We start from the raw sequence: 19,511 nt of genomic DNA, 5'->3' as shown, positions 1-19,511 counted from the left end.
ACGACCGCCTACGGCGCGATCGCCGACACCCCGGGACGGGGCCCGACCACCGCCCGGGAAAGCGGAGAAGCCCCCGGCCGATGGCCGGGGGCTTCCCTGGTGGTGCGCTCAGCAGGATTCGAACCTGCAACCTCTTGATCCGTAGTCAAGTGCTCTATCCGTTGAGCTATGAGCGCAAGTGCCGGGCGAACCCGGTCTTGCGAAGGTTTGGTGCGCTCAGCAGGATTCGAACCTGCAACCTCTTGATCCGTAGTCAAGTGCTCTATCCGTTGAGCTATGAGCGCTCGCCCTGGTGAACGTGCCACCGGGGCGGTGCGGGAACAACATTACATGACCTGCGACTCGGGGCGAAATCGATTGATCCGGGCCGTACCGGACCCCGCCGGGCGATCATGCAGAGAGCCCCGCCGACGTGCTCGTCGGCGGGGCTCTCAGAGGCGGAGGCTGAGGGATTTGAACCCTCGATCAGGAATAACCCCGAAACCGCATTAGCAGTGCGGCGCCATAGACCGGACTAGGCGAAGCCTCCTCCACATGGAGCGCGCCCGTCTGGCGGACCCGTTCCGTGTGCCTGTGATGATGCCACAACCCAAGGGCCCGACACCAACCACCGCCAACGTTACTAGGCGGGTCGTCCCCGCCGCAAAGAAGAATGAGATACTGCCGTCTCCGGAGGAGCTGCCCTGAGCCGAGGAGACCTGTCGACGTGAGCAGCAGGCCGATCCGAGGCGCTGCTCGCCTCGCCGCCATACTCGACGCCCTGCCCGACGCGCTGCTGCTGGTGAACAGCAACGGCACCGTCGTCGATGCCAACAACGCGGCCGTCCGGGCGCTCCAAGCCCCCGGCACCTCGCTGGTCGGCATGGGCGTCCTGGACCTCCTGCCCGAGTTCGACCCGAGCCGGATCCCCGGCTCGATGCGGCCGGCGCCCCGCGAGGACGACGCCCTCGACCGCCCGGTGCGGATGACGGCCCGCCGCACCGACGGCACCGCCTTCCCGGTCGAGGTCTCCGGCAACGACTTCGCCGACGACGGCGCCAGCGAGGGACGCGGCTACGCGCTCTCCCCGCTCGTCCCCTACGACCCGTACCGCGAGGGCTCGTCCTCCGGCAGCGACCTGCTGCTGCTGCTGGTGCGCGACCTGTCCAGCCGGCTCGGCGTCGAGGCGGAGCTGCGCCGCCAGCACAAGCAGACCGAGATGATCCTGCGGGCCGCCGCCGAAGGCGTGCTCGGGGTCGACCTCGAAGGCCGTTGCGTGCTCGTCAACCCGGCCGCCGCGCACATCCTGGAGTACCGGGCGAGCGAGCTGGGCGGGCGCGAGCTGCACCCCCTGATCCAGCACTCCCGGGCCGACGGCACCCCGCTGGCGCTGGAGGAGTCCGCGCTGCTGGACACCCTGACCTCCGGGCGCAAGCACCGGGTGCGGGGCACCGTGCTGTGGCGCAAGGACGGCCGGCCGGTCACCGTCGACCTCACCACCGCCCCCGTCCGGGACGGCGACCAGCTGGTCGGCGCGGTGATGACCTTCACCGACCGCAGCCGCGAGCTGGCCCTGATCGCCCGCAACGAGCACCTCACCGCGGTTCTGGAGAGCGAGCTGGGCGGCGCGCTGACCGCGCTGCACCGCCGGATCGACGCGCTGGCCGGGGACCCGGCCGGGCAGCTCTGGCCGGAGGCCAACTGGACGCTGCGCCGGCTCGCCGACGAGTGCCGGCGGTTCGGCAAGCTGATCGACGGCGTGCTCGCCCACCAGCGCTCCGAGGCCGGCGACAGCGGACCGGCCGGCCCCGGCGACGGCCGCACCGACGGCAAGGGTGAGCAGAAGGCCGCCGAGCGCGTCCCGGTCGCCCTGGACAAGGTGGTCCGACGGGCCGTGGAGCACGCGGGCGAGCTGGTCGGCGCCGGCCGGGTGCGGTTCTCCGTGCACGCCGCCGCCGTCGAGGTGATCGCCGACGAGCAGCGGCTCGCCCAGGCGCTGGCCCACCTGGTCGCCGACGTCAGCGGGGTCGCGCTCTCGCTGGATGCCGCACCGGCGGTGTCCTCCCCCGGGCTGGCGGCCCCCGGCACCGCCGCCCTGCCCCCGGCCGACGGCGACGTGCCCATGGTGGTGCTCGCGGCCGCCCAGCGCGGCGAGGTCGCCCGGGTGGAGATCCGCGGCCCCGGGCGCGGCGGCAGCCCCGTCCACCTGCCGATAGCCCGCACGGTGGTGGAGCGTCACGGCGGCGTGCTCCAGCCGCACGAGCTTCCCGGCAAGGCCGGCACCACCTATGTGGTCGAGCTGCCGCTGGACCCGGTCGCGGCGAAGGCCGCCGCCGAGCGCGCCGCCGCCGAGGGCCGGTCGGACCGGCCCAAGGAGACCGACAGCGCCGTCCTGCCCGACCTGCCGGGCATCCCGGAGCTGCCCGCCGCCGCACCCCGCCCGGAGGAGGACGCCGCCGAGGACGCGGCGGCCCCGGGCGACGGCGCGCCGGAGCAGCCCGCCGAGCAGCCGGTGCCCGAGCGGCGCGGCCGCCGCGGGCGGGCCGCCGCCGAGGAGCCGACCGCGCCCCCCGCCGCACAGGAGCCGGCCGCCGAGCAGTGGCCGAACGCCCCCGCGCGGGTCGAGCGGGCCGTCCCCGAGCAGTGGAACGGCACCGGGAACGACCCCGCCTACGGGCGCCAGGGGATCGGCGGACCGGAGAACCCGGCCAGCGACCCGTGGGGCAAGGACGACGGTGGATCCGGTCCGGCCTACGCGGTACCGGTCGACGGCGAGCACCAGGACGGTCCGGCCGCCGAGGAGGCCGACGCCCCCGGCGGCCGCGGCCCGATCGCGCTCGGCCCTGCTCCGGAGCACCCCGCGCCGGAGGGCGCCGAGCCGACCCCGGCGGCGGGGACGGCCGTCTCCGCCGACGCCGAGACCGAGCAGAAGCCGTCCCGTCGGCGCCGGGCCCTGCCGGCCGCCGAGGACTCCTCCGGCGCGCTCTCGCTGCCGGGCGTCCCCGACCCCGGCACCCAGCTCTACCCCGGACTGGAGCACGCGCTGCCGGCCGGCCCGGCCCCCGCCGCGGCCGAGCCGCCCGCCGTCGCGCCGACCGGTCGGCGCCGCCGGCTGGCCGTCCCTCCGGGCGCGGACACGGAGGCCCCGGAGGCACCCGCCCCGACGCCCGGCACCGCCCTGGAGCCGGCCCGGCCCGCCCTTCCCGCGGCCGCCGTCGAGCAGGCGCCGCAGGCACCGCAGCCGCCGCGCCCGGTCGGCAGCGGCCTGGCCGAGCTCGCACCGCCGCGCCCGCTCGGCGGACCCGGCGAGGCCTACGCCGGCGGCATCCCCGCCCCGGCCGCGCCGCCGATGCCGGCCGGACCCCCGCAGCTGCCCGCCGCCCCCGAGCTCCGGACGGCCCCCCGCCCGATGGCCGAGCTCCCCGCCGCCGCCCCGCACGGGGAGGACACCGGCGACCACCCGGCCATGGCCACGCCCGCCGCGGACGGCGGCCCGCGCCGCCTGCTGGTCTGGCCCGAGCCCGACGCGGCCACCCGCCAGGCCCTTCAGGACCGCGGCTACCGCCCGGTGATCGTCCGCTCCCGCGAGGAGGTGGACGCCCAGGTCTCCGGCTTCCCCGCCGCGCTCTTCGTCGACCCGCTGACCGGCCCGATCACCCGCACCGCGCTGCAGTCGCTGCGCACCGCGGCGCTGAACAGCCGGGTCCCGGTGCTGGTCACCGCCGGCCTCGGCCAGGCCACCCGGGACGCCGCGTACGGCGCCGACCCGGCCGTGCTGCTGCGCGCGCTGGCCCCGCGGGACGGCGAGAACCACGCCCCGCGCGTGCTGCTGGTCGAAGGCGACCCGGACATCGCCGCCGCCATGATCAGCAGCCTGGAACGGCGCGGCATGCACGTCGAGCACGCGTCCGACGAGAACGACGCCGTGGCCCGGGCCAGCAGCGTGCAGCCGAACCTGGTGGTGATGGACCTCTTCCAGATCCGCCGCCGCCGGGTCGGCCTGCTGGACTGGCTGCGCACCAACGACCGGCTGCACCGCACCCCGCTGGTCGTCTACACCTCGGTGGACCTCGACCCGCGCGAGCTGCCCCGGCTGCGGACCGGCGAGACGGTGCTGTTCCTCGCCGAGCGCTCGACCAGCGCGGACGTGCAGTCCCGGATCGTCGACCTGCTCGGGCGGATCGGCGCCATGGGCGAGGCGGGCGTCGCCGCCGCCGGCTGACGCGGCGGAGGGCCGGCCACCCGTGGTGGCCGGCCCTCCGGTCCGTTCCGCTCCGCGCGGCCCGGTCTACTCCTTGCCGAGCACCGTGACGTCCAGGCCGTCCGCCGCGTAGGTCGCCCGGATCACCTTCTTGTCGAACTTGCCGACCGAGGTCTTCGGCACCGACTCGACGATCGCCCAGCGCTCCGGCAGCTGCCAGGAGGCGATCCGCTCGGCCAGGAAGGCCCGCAGCTCCGGCAGCCCCGCGGTGGCGCCCGGCCGCAGGACGACGGTGGCCAGCGGCCGCTCGCCCCACCGCTCGTCCGGGACGGCGACCACGGCGGCCTCGGCGACCTCCGGGTGGGCCATCAGCTGGTTCTCCAGGTCGACCGAGGAGATCCACTCACCGCCGGACTTGATGACGTCCTTGGCGCGGTCGGTGAGGGTGAGGTAGCCGTCGGGGGTGATGGTGCCGACGTCCCCCGTGCGCAGCCAGCCGTCCTCGCTGAACTTGTCCTCCGGACGCTCCGGGTCGTGGCCGGCGCCGCCGTAGTACGCCCCGGCGATCCACGGGCCGCGCACCTCCAGCTCGCCCGCCGAGACGCCGTCGTGCGGCATCCGCTCGCCGCCCGGGCCGGTCAGCCGGGCCTCGACGGAGGCCGGGAAGACGCCCTGGGTGACGCGGTACTCCCACTCCTCCTCGGGGGTCAGGCCGCCGGGCGGCTGGGCGAAGGAGCCCAGCGGGGACGTCTCGGTCATGCCCCAGGCGTGCACCACCTTGATGCCGTGGCGCTCGTCGAAGCCGCGCATCAGGGCGGGCGGGCAGGCGGAGCCGCCGATGACCACCATGCGCAGGCTGGAGGTGTCGTAGTCCCCCGCGTCGAGCTCGTCCAGCAGGCCGCTCCAGATGGTGGGCACGGCGGCGCTGACGGTGGGCCGCACCCGGGCGATCATCTCGGCCATGGGCTTGGGCTGGAGGAAACGATCCGGCATGAGCAGGTTGGCACCCGACATGAAGGCGGCGTGCGGGATGCCCCAGGCGTTCACGTGGAACATCGGGACGACCGGCAGCGCGGTGTCGCGCGGGGTGAAGGCGAAGTTGTCGCCCGTGTTGACCTGGAGGCAGTGCAGGTAGACCGACCGGTGGCTGTAGAGCACGCCCTTCGGGTCGCCGGTGGTGCCGGAGGTGTAGCAGAGCACGGCGGCCTGGCGCTCGTCGAGGTCGTCCAGCCACGGGTACTCGGTGGGCCGGTCGGCGATCAGGTCCTCGTACTCGTGCACGGTGCCGGCGAAGCCGTCCAGGACGGACCTGTCGCCGGGGCCGCTGACCACGATGTGCTTGAGGGTGGGGTTGAGGGCCGGCAGGACGGCGGCGAGCAGCGGGAGCACGGTGCCGTTGACGATGATCACGCGGTCGGCGGCGTGGTTGACGATGAACGCCAGCTGCTGGCCCGGCAGCCGCAGGTTCAGCGTGTGCAGCACCGCCCCCATCGACGGCACCGCGAGGTACGCCTCCAGGTGCTCGGCGTTGTTCCACATCAGCGTCGCCACCCGGTCGTCGCCGGTGACCCCGAGCTCGTCGCGCAGCGCGTACGCGAGCTGCGCGGCCCGCGCCCCGACCTCGGCGTACGTCCGGACGACCGGCCCGGCGCCGTCCCAGGTGGTGACGGTCGACCGGCCGTGGATGGTGGCACCGTGGGTGAGGATCCTGGCGACGGTGAGCGGTACGTCCTGCATCGTGCTGAACACGGGTCCTCCTTGACCTGGCGGCACCTGGGCGGGCTCCCCCGCGCCTACTGGGCGGTAATCTCGGGCAGCCGAGGCCGATTGTGCCTCCCGGCGGGGCCGATGTCAGCATCCTCGGCCCGTTGAACGGATCACGGCTTCGCGTTGGTGACGATTCGTGGAACGCCGGTCGGAAACAGCGGAATCTGTGGCGGTGTCACCTCCGCGCGGATAGAGTACTGCTTCATTATGAAGGACGTACATAACTCAGAGTTGACTCCCGACTCCGACGGCCTCCTCCACGACCCCGGGGTCAGGGCGACCATGCGGGCGTTCGCGGCAGGCGACCGCACGCTCACGCTGGAGGCGGCCGCGGCGGTCCGCTCGGCTTCGCAGGCCGTGGACCGGTTGCGCGCGCAGGGCGCGGGCGGCCGTGGTCTCAGCGCGGGTGCGCTCGACCTCCTCGCCCGGCTGAGCGTGGCCGCCGACGAGGGGCTGAGCATCGGCGACCTGGCCCGCGCGGCCGGTGTGAGCTCGCGCAACGTCACCGGCCTGGTCGACACGCTGGAACGCGACGGACTGGCCCAACGGGTCCAGGACCGGCACGACCGCAGGTCGGTCAGGGCCCGGATCACCCCGGCCGGCAGCGACTGGCTGGAGGCCTTCCGCCAGCCGACGCAGCGCGCCATGTCCGCCGTCTTCCGCGGCTTCACCGAGGACGAACTCGCCCAACTCCGGCACCTGTGCCTGCGCCTGGTCGAGAACCAGCACCGGATCGAGCAGTACCTGGCCGACGTTCAGCCCGACCAGCCGGCCTCCTGACCCAGGACGAGGAGCACCGCATGACCGCCGAGCCCTCCAGCCGACACCCCGTCAGGACGTACTCCGAGGCCCGGTTCCGCGGCGATGTCGCCACGGCCGCGGCCCAGATCGGCGAAGGATTCGTCTTCCGAAGCCCGTTCATCACCTCCGACAGCCCGACCGGCCACCTCGACGGCCTGGACGGACTCCTGGGCATCGTCACCGAGGTGGAGCCGGTCAGCGCCCTGTACGGCGAGGCCGAGGCGACGCTGGTCTACAACCTCCACACCGTCCCGGCCCTCGGCATCACCCAGCGCACGGCCGAGCACTTCCGGCTCCGCGACGGCCTGATCACCGAGATCACGCTCGTCTTCGACTCCGCCCCCTGGCAGGCCGTCATGGCCGCGGCCGGCCCGCCCGGCGACGGTGCCGCGGGCCCGGCATGACCGGGTGGGAGCGGCCGCGGCGCGCAATACTGAACGGCATGAGCGACAGCCATGACGATCGCCAGGTGCAGCGCGAGCCGGCCAGATTCCGGGTGCCGTGCCCGAACTGCGCCGGGGGTGTGCGGACCCGCGCCCGCCTCGGGGTGCGGGCCGACCGGACGGGCACGGGGTACATCTCCGAGACCTGTCCCGACTGCGCCGGGCAGGGGTGGATCCCACTCGGCAACGGCGAGTGGAAGCGGGGGTCGGCCTAGGCCTGCCGACTAGGCCGGCGCCTGGGCCGGGGTGGCGCGGTCGGTGCGGCACAGGCGGACGCAGACCTCGGGTTGAGGGGTGTACGCCGGGTCGAGGTGCCAGCCGTGCTCGGCCGCGATGCGCAGAACCTGCTGGGCGCCGGCGCCGCGGTAGGTCGCGAGGTTGATCCGGATCCGGCGGACGAAGGTGCCGTCCGCGGCCACCACGCCGCGGTCGGGCCCCTTGTCTCGGGCGGCGTCCTGGCGGATGTCGCGGGCCAGGATGCGGCGGACGTGGCGGTCCCAGGCCGCGGCGCCACCGGTCAGCTCCGCCCAGAACGCGCGGGGCCCGACCGCCCAGCGGGCACCCCAGCGGTCCCAGTAGTCGGGCTCGGTGCGGTCCAGCCAGAAGGTGGAGAGGCAGTACACGGGAACGTAGACGACCTGCAGCACCAGGATGACGGGGAGCAGCAGGGCGAACCTGCCCGGGCGCGGCCCCCACGGCGTGCCGGGCGCGGCGGGCGGGTCCTGCGGACCGGGCGCGTGGATCTGCGCGGGCGCGGGGAACCGGCGGCCGAGCCGGACGTGGTTGCGGTCGCCGCCGTCGGCCACCCCGTGCCAGCCGTAGCGCTCGGCGAGGCGCACCACGCCGGCCGCGCCGAGGCCGCGGTAGAGGCGTACGGCGAGCCTGACCCCCATCGCGCGGCTGAGGTCGGCGGCGACGTCACCGGCGCCGGCGGCGTACTCGGCCTCGGCGCTGCGGATCCGGCGCTCCAGGATCGGGGCGACGTAGCGCTCCCAGTCCTCGGGGCGGCCGGTGAGCTCGGCCTTCAGGCGGCGGGGCGGGATGAAGGAGCGGTTGACCTTCAGCCAGGCGTCGGAGTCCGGGCCGGACGGGCCGCCGCCGCCCGCCCAGAGCAGGAGCGCGATCAGGGCGGCCAGGGCGGCGATCCAGAGCGGGGCGTAGATCCACTGGAACGTGAACTGCAGCAGGACGGCGGTCCGGCTGCGGCGCGGCTCGGGGCCGGGGAAGCCGCCGGGGTTGCCGCCGGGCGTCTGCGGGGCGGGGGCCTGTTGGGCGGGCGCCGGCTGTAGGGGCGCCCGCGGAGGCGGCGCGTACTGCGGTGACACGGGCTGCGGCAGGACCGGCTGCGGCGGGACCGGCTGCGCGTACGGGTTCTGCTGGTACGGGTCCTGCTGCTGGTACGGGTTCTGCTGGTACGGCGCCGGTTGCTGGTACGGGTTCCCCTGGCCGTACGGGTGCTGCGGCGGTGTGCCGTACCCGCCTCCGCCGTGGTACCCCTGCTGCTCCGACACGCCCGTCCCCCTGTGCCTCGATCGAGTCGACGGCACACCCTATCCGGGACGCCGGACGGGGGGAGGTACGAGGACGGCCCGGGCTCAGTTCGCCAGCGGGGTGTCGACCTGGTTGCGGTCGATGGTGAGGGCGGCTCCCCCGTAGGTCTCCTCGACGTTGCCGCGGTACTGGTGGACGCGCTGGTGGCCGGTCCAGAGATCGGCGGCGAGCGCGCCGCCGCCGGCGGTGTCGGCGCCGTCGTTCCAGCGCGCGTACCAGACGCTGTCGGGCAGCGGGGAACTGCCGGCCCGGGCGGCCGCCGCGAGGTCGGCGATCCCGGAGTCGAGGCTGGAGTAGAAGCCGGAGCGGTAGCCGGCCGCGTGCAGGCCCTGGGTCCAGCCGAGGGTGAAGTCGACGACCGCCTGACCGCAGGCCGCGTCCCGCATCGGGTACGCCTCCATGTCGAGGAAGACCGGACTGCCCGCGCCCAGCCCGACGGCCTTCAGGCCGCCGACCGCCTCGACCGCCTCGTCCCGGCCCTGCTGGACGGCGTGGGCCGGGTCGATCCGCGCGGGCTTGCCCTTGAGCTCGCTGCACGGTGCCTGAAGTCCGACGTGGACGGGCAGGAACCGCCAGCCCATCGCCCGCGCCTGGCGGACCCAATCGGCGCTGAGCCGGGGCTGGGCGCAGCCGCGCTGGGCACCGCTGGTGTAGATGCCGACCGCGCCGTACGGGGAGGTGCCGCGCCAGGCGCGGAGGGTGTCCAGCGGGGGCGCGGTACAGGTGTCGAAGGCGGCACCGCTGTAGAGGTCGCGGGTCCGGGCGGCGGGTGGACCGGGCCGGTCCGGTAGTACGGTGCCGCGGATGCGGGGGGCGGCGGCGCCGACCGGGGAGGTCGCCTCGGCGCTCAGGCCCGTCAGGCCCGTCCCGTCGGTGGCGAGGAGCAGGACCAGGGATGCGGCGGAGAGGGCCGCCGGGCGGAGATAGCGCACCCGCCATTGATACTGACGGACCATCGGATGATTGCGGCAACCGCGCCGCATGCACCGCCGGAGCTCACCCTTTCAGCCGCACCCGTCCGTATCCGTCCGCATTTTGGTAACGAGCTTGCCCCGCACTTACTCCTTACGGCAAACTCGCCTCTATGCCCACGTCCCCTCCCGTCGAAACCGCCGCCCCGACGCCGGCCGCCGCCGTCGCCGAGGCTCTTGCCATGCCGCCCGCCCCCAAGGGCGAGCCCGCCGGCGAGCGCGGTGGCTGGCGACGAGACGGGGCGCCCGGCACCGAGCCTCCCCCAGGCGCGCAGCCCGCCCGGCCGACCGGTCGGCGGATCCCGAAGCTGGTGCGGCGCCCGGAGCGGATCCCGGCGCCGCTCCTCTGTCTGGCCGCGATGTTCCTGGTGCAGCTCGGCATCGCGCTCTCCAAGCCGCTGTTCGGCCCGCTCGGTGTCAGCGGCACGACCTTCCTCCGGCTGGGCTTCGCCGCGGTCCTCCTGCTGGCCGTCACCCGGCCCCGGCTGCGCGGGCGCCGTCCGCGGGACCTGGCCGCGGCCGGACTGCTCGGGATGGCCTCGGCCGGGATGACCCTGCTGTTCGCCGGGGCGATCGACCGGCTGCCGATGGGCACCGCGGCGACCATCGAGTTCCTCGGCCCGCTCGCGGTGGCGCTGGTCTTCGCCCGGCGGGCCAGCCACCTGCTCTGGGCACTGCTGGCGGCCGGCGGGGTGGCGCTGCTGACGCTGCTCGGCGAGGGCGACGGCGGTTCGTCGCTGGACCCGGTCGGGCTGGCATACGCCTTCGGAGCGGCCGCCTGCTACGCCGCGTACATCCTGTTCACGGACAAGGTCGGTGCCGCGTTCCAGGGCTTCCAGGGCCTCGCCGTCTCGATGACGGTCGGCGCGCTGACGGTGGCGCCGTTCGGGTTCGGCCAGGCCTGGGACGGGCTGACCGCGCCCGGTGCCTCGCCGCTGGTGCTGCTGCTCTCGGTGGCCGGGGTGTCGCTGCTGCTGCCGGTGATCCCGTACACGCTGGAGATGACGGCGCTGCGGCGGATGCCGCAGCGGGTGTTCAGCGTGCTGGTGAGCCTGGAGCCCGCGGTGAGCGCACTGGTCGGCCTGGTGGTGCTGGGCCAGCTGCTGGGCGGGCCGCAGCTGGCCGGCATCGGCTGTGTGGTGGCGGCCAGCGTGGGGGCCACGCTGACCGGGCGGCGCTGACCGGGCCGGGGCCGCGCCGCCTTCGGGGGCTCACGGGCTATCTGCGGCCCATGGCTTTCCGAGGCTGAGGGTTTCCCGCGGGCCGGTCGCTCAGGGCCAGAGCAGGGTGCGCGACCACTCCGGGGTGCGGACCGGACCCGTCCGGGTGTAGCGCAGTCGGACGTGGCGGCGGTCGGCGTCGCCCTGCCAGAACTCCACCTCGTGCGCCCACAGGGTGTAGACCGCGTGGCCGGCCGCGACGGCGTCCGGGGTGGCCTCCAGCCGACGGCGGGCGGTCGCGGAGGCCTCCTCGTACTCGCCCAGGGCGGCCAGCGGCTCGCTCTGCCGGCCGACCAGGGAGGCGACCCGGGAGGCCGGGGACCGGGTGGCGAACTCGGCCGCCGCGACCTGGTCCGCGGCCCGCTCGACGGTGCCGCGGACCCGGATCTGGCGCCCGAGCGGCGGCCAGTAGAGGGTCATCGCGGCCGCCGGGTGGTCGGCGAGCTGGCGGCCCTTCGGGCTGTCGGCGGCGGCCGAGAAGACCCAGCCGGTACCGGAGGCGTCGACGTCCCGCACCACCAGGACCCGGGCGTCCGGGAGCCCGTCGGCGTCGACCGTGGAGAGCGTGACCACCTGCGGGTCCAGGACGCCGGCCGCGAACGCGTCGGCGAGCCAGTCGACGAACAGCGGGCCGGGCTCGACCGGGGCGGTGTCCGGGTCGAAGGACGGCAGCGGACGGGCCATCGGCGGGCGGCCGAGCAGTAGCTCGGGTACGGACCTGGCTTCGGACCTCGGCTCGGACCCGTGGTCCGGCCGCGGTGCGGGCGTGGACTCGCCCGGGCCGGTCAGGCCCTCCTCCTCCGCTGCCATCGCGCCCTTCCCTCCGGTTGCCGCGGCCGCAGCCCGGTCGGTCGGGCCGAGACGGCCCGGGCGCGGGGTGCGCTGTCGGAGCGCAACCGTACCGCCGAGGGGTGACGGACCCGGGCGCGGGCCCTTGCTGCGGGGTGTCCGGGCGGGGCCGGGCCGGGCCGCCGGACCGTTCCGAGGGCGCTCCGAGAGTGATTCGGAGTGATTCGGGAGTTCTTCAACGGCAAGTCACAGGCGCTTTCGAGGGAGCGTCAAGGGAGCTTCAGAAGGGGTTCGAGGCTGCTCCGGCGGCGGGCCCGGACGCACCGGTGGGCGGTGCCGACGATCGGCACCGCCCACGAGCCCGGCTCGCGGTGACCCTTTCCGCTACCCGGTTCCTGCTTCGCTTCGAACCCCGCCGCGGGCGCTCAGCTCACCCGCGGCCACCCACCTCCGGCGCCCCCGCCGGCGGTGGGATCCGCCTCCGTCAGTGGAAGACCGGGGCGAAGACGATGTTGAAGTTCCTGTTGTCCTGGCCGGCCAGGATGACGCCCGCGTTGTCCTTCACCGCGAGGGTGTTGGCCTGGTTGGAGGCACCGGAACCGGTGGCCGTCTGCTGGGTGGAGACGTAGTTGCCGTCAACGGATCCGAAGACGTTGCCCGTCCCGACGTTCGACACCACACTGCCGTTGGAGCCGTCGTTGGACGCCGCGCCGTTGTCGGCGGCGGCGGCACCGGCTCCCGCGAGCAGCAGACCGGCGGCAAGCGGAGCCGCGAGCAGAAGACCGGCCACTCGGTGGGTGCGGATGCGAGCCATAAGAATCCTCCAAAAAACTGAAAATCATGCATTGTCGTACATGGTGTGCGGGAGTCCGTCGGCCAGACGAACACCTGCGGGCTGCGACGCCGAGAGACAGACTTCCGCAACAAATCGACAAAGCACCACCTCCCGGCGGCCTTTTCGCCCGTTAGCGTGATATCCGGACTTGGGCGCATAACGATCGAACCAGCGGCGACCACGCCGACACACCGCCACCGAGCTGGGATTTCGCTCGAACGGTGGCAGCGCCGCGCAGCCCCGGAGCGGGCGTGCGTGCACCATTCGGATGACCCCGCGCACCACCCCAGCGCGCAGCACCAGTGAACGCGCCCCCTAAGGGTGCGGTCAGCCATCCTTGTCGATATATCCAGCCATTCTCGGACTATTCAAAAAATCCGATAAAGCGGGAAAGCGCCCCGACATTTCCACTCCTCGGAAATGCGGGGCGCTTGACGGCAGGGATGCGGGATTTCGGGCAACAACCGGTCGGACGATCAGACCGCCTTGCCCGGGTTGAGGATCCCCAACGGGTCGAAGACCGCCTTCAGCTGCCGCTGCAGCTCCATGGCCACCGGCCCCAGCTCGCGCGCCAGCCAGTCCCGCTTCAGCAGCCCGACCCCGTGCTCGCCGGTGATCGTCCCGCCCAACTCCAGCCCGAGCGCCATGATCTCGTCGAAGGACCGCTGCGCCCGCGCCGACTGCTCGGGGTCGGCCGCGTCGAAGATGACGATCGGATGGGTGTTGCCGTCACCCGCGTGGCTCACCACACCGATGGTCAGCTCGTGCCGCTCGGCGATCACGGCGACGCCGTTCAGCATCTCGGCCAGCCGCGAGCGCGGCACCGCCACGTCGTCGATCATCGTGGTGCCCAGCCGGTCCATCGCGGGCAGCGCCAGCCGCCGCGCCTCCAGCAGCATGTCGGACTCCGCCTGGTCCTCGGCCGGCACCACCTCGGTCGCGCCGGCGGCCCGGCAGATCGCCTCCACCGCCGCCAGTTCGGCCACCCGGTCCGGCCCGTCGAAGGCCACCAGCAGCAGCGCCTGGGTCGACTCCGGCAGCCCCATCTGCCCGAGTTCGTTGACGGCCCGCACGCTGACGGCGTCCATCAGCTCCATCAGCGACGGCGTGAGGCCGCGTGCCATCACCTCGCAGACCGCCGCACCCGCCGTGTCCGCACTCGGGAACTCGGCGGCCAGCGCCAGCTGCGCCGCGGGGGCGGGTCGCAGCGAGACCACCGCCCGGACCACCACGCCCAGCGTGCCCTCCGAGCCGACCAGCAGCCGGGTCAGGTCGTAGCCCGCGACGCCCTTGGCGGTCCGACGGCCGGTGGAGAGCAGTCGGCCGTCCGCCAGCACCACGTCGAGCCCGAGCACGTACTCGCTGGTCACCCCGTACTTCACACAGCACAGGCCGCCCGCGCCGGTGCCGATGTTGCCGCCGATGGTGCAGGACTCCCAGCTGGACGGGTCCGGCGGATACGCCAGGCCCAGCCCGGCCGCCGCGCGGGAGAGTTCGGCGTTGATCACGCCCGGTTCGACCACCGCGATCCGGTTCACCGCGTCCAGCTCCAGGATGCGGTTCATCTTCACCATGGACAGCACGATGCAGTCGTCCACCGCGTTGGCCGCGCCGGAGAGCCCGGTGCGGGCGCCCTGCGGAACCACCGGGACGCGCAGGGCGGTGGCGGTCCGCAGCACGTGCTGGACCTGTTCGACCGTCTCCGGGAAGACCACCACCGCGGGGGTGCCGGCCGCGCAGAAGCCCGCCATGTCACGGCTGTAGGCGGCCGTCACATCCGGGTCCACCGTCAGCGCGCCGGGCGGGAGGCCCTGGGCCAGCCGGTCCGTCAGATCACTCATCGCCGTCTCCGATCGCCGCCGGGTGCGGGCCCGCCCCGTCCCGCCGCACTCTGCCCCGTGCCCGTGGGAGCGGCAAGTACGCGCACCGACTGCTTCAGGGCCGCTTCAGGGCCGCTTCACTGCCGCTTGGGGGCCGCTTGGGGGCCGCCGCCTGTCGGCCGTGTGCCTCGCCCGGTCCGCGTTCGTGCTCCGTGCGGCCCTCTGGCCGGTCCTCCGGTCGGCTCGGTGGCCGGCTCGCTGCCCGGCGGAGCGTGGCAGATCCGAGTGCGGCAAGCCCGGCGGCGCCGGTGGCGAGCGCACAGAGCGCCGTCGGCCAGCGGGCGCCCACCGCGTCGGCGAGCAGTCCCAGCAGACCGGTCGAGAAAACCAGGGCGGCGCTCTGCACCAGCGTCAACACGGCCTGCACCCGGGCGAGATGGCTCGACGGCGCACCGCCCAGCACCAGCGGGCCGAGGTGGCAGGCGAACAGCCCCGCCCCGATCCCGGCCACCGCACCGCCCGCCACCGCCACCCCCGCACCGGGCGCCCAGGCCAGTGCCGCGATCCCCACCGAGGCCGTGCAGAGCCCGGCCGCCGCCCCGACCCCCGCCCTCGGCAGACCTCCCCGCCAGGACACCAGGCCCGCCACCACGAGTACCCCGGCCCCCTGCCCGCCCGCCACCAGGCCGGCGGCCCCGGCACCCCAGTCATGGGTCCGGGCGAGCAGCGGACCGAGCAGCGAGACCACCGGCAGCAGCGCCCCGGCGGCGGCGCCGGTGAGCAGCAGCGCCGCCCGCAGCAGCGGGTCGCCCAGCGCCAGTCGGACCCCGGCGGCCGCCTCGCGCAGCAGTCCCTCCCGTCCAACGCCGGCACCGGGCGGAGCCGCCGTCGGAACGGCCGTCGGCCGGGCCGGGTGGACCCGGAGCAGGACCAGCAGCAGCGCCCCGAAACTGAGCGCGTCCGCCAGGGCCGCCCCCGGCAGCCCGCCCGCCGCGACCAGGGCACCGCCGAGCGGCGCCCCCAGCAGGGCGGCAAACTGCCCGCCCGCCTGCCGCAGTGCCAAGGCGCGCGGCAACTGTCCGGCGTCCACCAGGAGGCTCGGCATCGAACCGCTCGCCGGAAGGTAGAACGCGTCGACGGTGCCGATCACCACCGCCGTCGCAACCAGCAGCCACAGCGGGGTCCCCCAGCCGCCCGTGGCCAGGGCGAGCGCGGCGGTGGCGACGAGCATCACCGCGTCCCCCGTGAGCATCACCCGGCGGGCCCCGAACCGGTCCGCCACCGCACCGCCCAGCAGGACGAAGGCGGTGCGGGGCAGCGTGATCGCGGTCAGCACCAGTCCCGCCGCGCCTCCGCCGTGGGCCGAGGCGGCCCAGCCGAGGGCGAAGTAGAGCGCGGCATCACCGAGCAGCCCGACCTCCGTCCCGGCCAGCCAGAGCAGGTACGGACCGGGCAGCGCGGCCCGGCGCGGGGCGTCGACGGTGGTGGTTGCCATGCCCGGTGACCGTAGGGTCCTCGACCAGGTCGAGGGCAAGGCCCGCCCGCCGCGCGCGCCGGGCCGTGCCTCAGCCGCGGACCACCGGCTCCTGGAACTCCGTCACCCACTCCGCGGTGTCCTCGGGGCACTCCAGGTACAGCTCCCGGGCGTACCCGGTGGAGCGGTAGCCGGCCTCGTCGACGAAGCGGGCGAGGGTCTGGAAAGAGGGCAGGCAGTCGTCCATCGCACCGCGGTGGACGATGGTCGCCGCCTCCTCGATCTCCGGCAGGTCGAGCACCGCGAAGTCGTACGCCCCGGGCACGTCCACCCCGGCGCCGACCGTCACGGCCGCCCGGATCAGCACCGAGCCGTCCCCCTCCGGGGTGTCCTCGTACCGGGCGACCGACGGACCGGCCGCCGCCACCCCGGCCGCCGCCATCCGACGGCACAGCTCCTCGAAGAGCGGGCCGATCACCGGCCCGATGTCCTCCGGCTGGTAGCTCGCCGCGACGGCGGTCAGCTCCGCCACCCGCACCGACGGGATCCGCTTCACCACGACGTCGTCTGCCGACATGATTCCCTCGCTCTCGATGGTTCGGAGCCTCACCTCGACCCGGGCCAGCCGCTGGGCGTCCGCCGCCATCGCGGCGGCCAGCTCGGCACGCCGCAGCCGCAGCATCCCGCGCAGCTCGGCCGCGTCCACCTGGTCGTCCAGGACGGCCTGCACCTGCTGCAGTGTGAAGCCGAGGTCCTTGAGCGCGATGACGCGGTTGAGCCGCGCCAACTGGGCTGCCTCGTAGGAGCGGTAGCCGCTGGCCGGGTCGACACGGGCCGGGCGCAGAAGTCCGATGGCGTCGTAGTGACGCAGCATGCGGACCGACACCCGGCCGTGCTTGGCGAAGTCTCCGATGTTGAACATGATTCCTCCAGTGCAGACCCTCACACCGTGTCATGGTCAAGCACCGGACGACGCCGCCTCCCGCCGTACCTCCGTTCCCGCTCCTTCGGCCCCTCCGCCCACCGGCCTGCCGGCCTGTCAGTCCGTGACGTCGAACCCCCGGCGTGCGCCCAACTCCCGCAGGCTGCGCTGGCCCGGGATGCCGTTGGCGTCCGTGCCCGAGTAGCCGAGGCTCCGCTGGAAGTCCGCGTACGCCTCGACCGTCCGGGTGCCGAGCGACCCGTCCACCCAGCGCTGCTCCAGGAACCCCTCGTCGGCCAGCGCCTGTTCGACGATCCGCACCTCGCCGCCGTACGTCTGGTGGCCCTGTTCGGCCCCCGGGTCGGTGCGCGCGGCGCTGACGACGTGCGCCAGCGAGACCCGCCGGGGCGAGGGCAGTCGGCCGAGCAGCCGGCGCAGCGACTCCTCGCCCGGCACGCCGTCCGCGGCGGCGCCCGAGTAGCCCAGACCGCGTTGGTAGTCCTGGTAGTTGAGGGTGTCGGCGTCGCGCCAGTCCTCGTCCGGCCCGGAGGTGTAGTGCGAGCCGTGACCGGCGGCCACCAGCGCCTCGCCGACCTCGCGGACCTGCGGGCCGTGGGCGCCGTAGCCGTACTCCAGCCCGTTGATGGTCACCCGGTACCGGGCCGGGCCGGAGTCCGCCCGGGGCGGCGGCAGCGGGGTGCTGCCGCCCGTGCCACCGCCACCGCCTCCACCTGCGGCCCCGGCGACGATGCCGGGCAGGACCACGTCGTAGAACTGCCGCACCCGGGCGTCCCCCGGGCAGGCCGTCCCGCCGTCCGACCAGTCCGGGAACATCCGGTGGAAGCCGTACCCCGGGTCGTCCGCCGTCCGGCAGGCGCGCAGCGGGATCCCGTGCGTGCGGTGCAGCCACACCCCCAGCGCGGTGAGCGCCGCGACCTGCGCGTCCGTCCACGGATCGGTGTGCCGGTCGTTGCTCGCCGACTCGATGCTCACCGCCCCGGTGCCGTCCGCCCGCCGGTTCGCCCGCATGTTGGCGTCGGCGCGGGTCTGCGTGCCGACGAACTGGCCTACACCGCCGTCGTATCCGACCCCGAAGTGCGACTCCAGGTTGGTGCTGTCGCGCCAGTACTCGTAGATCCGCTGCGGCGTCCACGGCGCCGCGATGCTGTGAAAGATCACCTGCGTCGGCACGATCGCCGGCTGCTCGTCCGACTCGGGCTGCAGCTCCATCCGCTCAGCACCGGGGTACCAGGCCATCCGCGTCTCCTCGCCGGGCACGCACCAGGGGCAGTTCGCCCCCTTACGTCCGACTAACGCCGACCCCTCCCCCTCACGAGGACGCCCCCTCCCCAAACCCCCCTTCCGAGTGAAACCGGGACAACTCCCCCTGACACCACGGCGGTCCACACACCATGCCCAGAACCGGCACCCGCACCGGGAAACGCAAAGGGCGGGTGCCGGAAGCTTCCGGCACCCGCCCTGAGCAGGTTGTTCTCCTACCAGCGGAGAGCGTGGGATTCGAACCCACGGTACGGGGTCACCGCACGACAGTTTTCAAGAACGCAGCGGTCGCCCTAGTTGCCCGCCGCTCACCTGCGATGCGACCCAGAGATGATCACCAGCGCGCTGGATGTGCCACAGGGGTTCCATGGCCTGGCCTACGACCACAGTCGCCAGCCCCACCAGTGGCCGTATGACAGCTATCCGACCGAACGGGTGTGAAGTAGAGTGTGAAGCATGGCAACCGGACTGTTCAGCGACCTGCCCGCACCAGAGGTCCCTCTCACCCGTGCACCGTTGACCCGTGTCCTCGCGCAGATCAAGTTCCCCTCCGCGCCAGATTTGACCGCACCAGAAGGACAGCGCGAGCTTGCCAAGCTTCTGCGCAATCGATACCCGGTAGCCCGGCAGCAAGCAGGGATCAACCTCGTTATCACGCCCAACGGCGTAGTACAGCAGCCGGACCAGAATGTTGTACGGCAGCTTCACAGCAAAGACTCGACCTGGATGGTCTCGTACTCCGACAACTTCGTTTCGCTAGAGACCAGTTCCTATGAATCTCGACGACAATTTCGCGAGCGACTCGAGGAAGTCCTTTCGGCGATTAGCAAAACAGGCGATCCCGTACTCGCAGATCGAATCGGAATTCGATACATCAATCAAATCACCGGACATCACCTCTCTCGCCTCCACCAATACCTGCGTCCCGAAACTCAAGCAGGGCTGGCGCTTGGCAGGATGAGCAAGCACGCCACGCTGGTCCAGTCGGTCACCGAGTCCCTCTACGCAGAGGGCAACGATCGCATGCTAATCCGGCAAGGCTGGGTGCCAGCCAGGGCTATGATGGAGCCCACGATTCCAGTGCTGGAATCTGACAGCTGGGTAATCGATCTAGATTCATTCACTGACGGTCCATGCGATTTCACCGTCAGTGACATTGGTGAGCGAGCAGAACAGTTGGCAAGCGGAGCATATCGAGCCTTTCGCGCGTTGATCACCGACGAATTCTTGCAAGATTTCATCTAGGGGGCCGACGTGACTGCTCTGGCAATTAATCAAGCGGCCACAAGTCCACCCACTCTCACAACGCGCGGGTCGAGGCTGATATCGGCTGCGGTAATCACCTTCGCTGGCCTTGCGGGTGGTACCACTGGCGCGGGCGTTCCCGCCCTGCCCCGGGGTCAAGAATTCGTCTACGTCAGCTTTCAAACCAGCAACGGGGCCGCAGCGGGAGCACC

The 19,511-nt window shown here is 73.4% G+C and carries 15 protein-coding genes and 3 tRNA genes; 6 read left to right on the top strand and 12 right to left on the bottom strand.

Annotated elements, in window-relative coordinates:
* Positions 1–100: 100 nt before the first annotated feature.
* From ACGFZP_RS10195 to ACGFZP_RS10185, 3 genes are all read right to left on the bottom strand, one after another.
* Positions 101–176 (bottom strand) — tRNA-Arg (locus ACGFZP_RS10195).
* A 32-nt stretch (positions 177–208) separates the two neighbouring features.
* A tRNA-Arg gene (locus ACGFZP_RS10190) sits at positions 209–284 on the bottom strand.
* A 154-nt stretch (positions 285–438) separates the two neighbouring features.
* Positions 439–529, bottom strand: a tRNA-Ser gene (locus ACGFZP_RS10185).
* A 177-nt stretch (positions 530–706) separates the two neighbouring features.
* On the opposite strand from ACGFZP_RS10185, the gene ACGFZP_RS10180 reads away from it, so the two are divergent.
* Positions 707–4,201, top strand: a complete 3,495-nt coding sequence (locus ACGFZP_RS10180) for a PAS domain-containing protein (RefSeq protein ID WP_392930608.1) — start codon at positions 707–709, stop codon at positions 4,199–4,201.
* Positions 4,202–4,267: 66 nt separating this feature from the next.
* Here the strand turns inward: ACGFZP_RS10180 and ACGFZP_RS10175 are convergent, their stop codons facing one another.
* The gene (locus tag ACGFZP_RS10175) at positions 4,268–5,929 is read right to left on the bottom strand and encodes a long-chain fatty acid--CoA ligase (protein ID WP_392930605.1); all 1,662 of its coding nucleotides are present in this window, start codon (positions 5,927–5,929) and stop codon (positions 4,268–4,270) included.
* Between the two features lie 249 nt (positions 5,930–6,178).
* Here ACGFZP_RS10175 and ACGFZP_RS10170 point away from each other — a divergent pair, with 249 nt between their 5' ends.
* From ACGFZP_RS10170 to ACGFZP_RS10160, 3 genes are read left to right on the top strand one after another with little or no spacing between them, the layout of a single operon-like run.
* Positions 6,179–6,727: a MarR family winged helix-turn-helix transcriptional regulator gene (locus tag ACGFZP_RS10170; protein WP_392930602.1), complete on the top strand. Its 549-nt coding sequence runs from the start codon at positions 6,179–6,181 to the stop codon at positions 6,725–6,727.
* A 20-nt stretch (positions 6,728–6,747) separates the two neighbouring features.
* Positions 6,748–7,152 carry a nuclear transport factor 2 family protein gene (locus tag ACGFZP_RS10165; protein ID WP_392930599.1) on the top strand — a complete coding sequence of 135 codons (405 nt, stop codon included), beginning with the start codon at positions 6,748–6,750 and terminating at the stop codon, positions 7,150–7,152.
* Positions 7,153–7,190: 38 nt separating this feature from the next.
* Positions 7,191–7,406 (top strand): hypothetical protein, encoded by a 216-nt coding sequence (locus tag ACGFZP_RS10160; RefSeq protein WP_392930596.1) that lies wholly within the window; start codon positions 7,191–7,193, stop codon positions 7,404–7,406.
* A gap of 9 nt (positions 7,407–7,415) precedes the next feature.
* Here ACGFZP_RS10160 and ACGFZP_RS10155 read toward each other — a convergent pair whose 3' ends face one another.
* Positions 7,416–8,702, bottom strand: a complete 1,287-nt coding sequence (locus ACGFZP_RS10155; RefSeq protein ID WP_392930594.1) for a hypothetical protein — start codon at positions 8,700–8,702, stop codon at positions 7,416–7,418.
* 84 nt (positions 8,703–8,786) lie between these two features.
* Positions 8,787–9,674, bottom strand: coding sequence for a DUF1906 domain-containing protein (locus tag ACGFZP_RS10150; RefSeq protein WP_392930592.1), 888 nt, complete (start codon positions 9,672–9,674; stop codon positions 8,787–8,789).
* Positions 9,675–9,826: 152 nt separating this feature from the next.
* On the opposite strand from ACGFZP_RS10150, the gene ACGFZP_RS10145 reads away from it, so the two are divergent.
* Positions 9,827–10,894 (top strand): DMT family transporter, encoded by a 1,068-nt coding sequence (locus ACGFZP_RS10145; RefSeq protein ID WP_392930590.1) that lies wholly within the window; start codon positions 9,827–9,829, stop codon positions 10,892–10,894.
* Between the two features lie 90 nt (positions 10,895–10,984).
* On the opposite strand, the gene ACGFZP_RS10140 is transcribed toward ACGFZP_RS10145, so the two are convergent.
* From ACGFZP_RS10140 to ACGFZP_RS10115, 6 genes are all read right to left on the bottom strand, one after another.
* Positions 10,985–11,743, bottom strand: coding sequence for a pyridoxal 5'-phosphate synthase (locus ACGFZP_RS10140; protein ID WP_392930589.1), 759 nt, complete (start codon positions 11,741–11,743; stop codon positions 10,985–10,987).
* Between the two features lie 463 nt (positions 11,744–12,206).
* Positions 12,207–12,536 carry a hypothetical protein gene (locus tag ACGFZP_RS10135; protein WP_392930586.1) on the bottom strand — a complete coding sequence of 110 codons (330 nt, stop codon included), beginning with the start codon at positions 12,534–12,536 and terminating at the stop codon, positions 12,207–12,209.
* A gap of 497 nt (positions 12,537–13,033) precedes the next feature.
* On the bottom strand, positions 13,034–14,398 hold the full coding sequence (locus tag ACGFZP_RS10130) for an FAD-binding oxidoreductase (RefSeq protein ID WP_392930584.1): 1,365 nt from the start codon (positions 14,396–14,398) through the stop codon (positions 13,034–13,036).
* A 94-nt stretch (positions 14,399–14,492) separates the two neighbouring features.
* Positions 14,493–15,872: an MFS transporter gene (locus tag ACGFZP_RS10125; protein ID WP_392930582.1), complete on the bottom strand. Its 1,380-nt coding sequence runs from the start codon at positions 15,870–15,872 to the stop codon at positions 14,493–14,495.
* A gap of 70 nt (positions 15,873–15,942) precedes the next feature.
* A complete protein-coding gene (locus ACGFZP_RS10120; protein ID WP_392930581.1) occupies positions 15,943–16,773 on the bottom strand; it encodes a MerR family transcriptional regulator in 831 nt (276 codons plus the stop codon).
* Positions 16,774–16,890: 117 nt separating this feature from the next.
* Positions 16,891–18,030: a peptidoglycan-binding protein gene (locus ACGFZP_RS10115; protein ID WP_392930579.1), complete on the bottom strand. Its 1,140-nt coding sequence runs from the start codon at positions 18,028–18,030 to the stop codon at positions 16,891–16,893.
* Between the two features lie 480 nt (positions 18,031–18,510).
* On the opposite strand from ACGFZP_RS10115, the gene ACGFZP_RS10110 reads away from it, so the two are divergent.
* Positions 18,511–19,299 (top strand): TIGR04255 family protein, encoded by a 789-nt coding sequence (locus tag ACGFZP_RS10110; RefSeq protein WP_392930577.1) that lies wholly within the window; start codon positions 18,511–18,513, stop codon positions 19,297–19,299.
* The last annotated feature ends 212 nt before the right edge of the window (positions 19,300–19,511 follow it).

Origin of the sequence: Kitasatospora sp. NPDC048239, assembly GCF_043202015.1 — a bacterium.
Lineage (GTDB): Bacteria > Actinomycetota > Actinomycetes > Streptomycetales > Streptomycetaceae > Kitasatospora.
The sequence above is the reverse complement of the archived record's forward strand: the minus strand, read 5'-3'. Positions and strand labels throughout refer to the sequence as shown.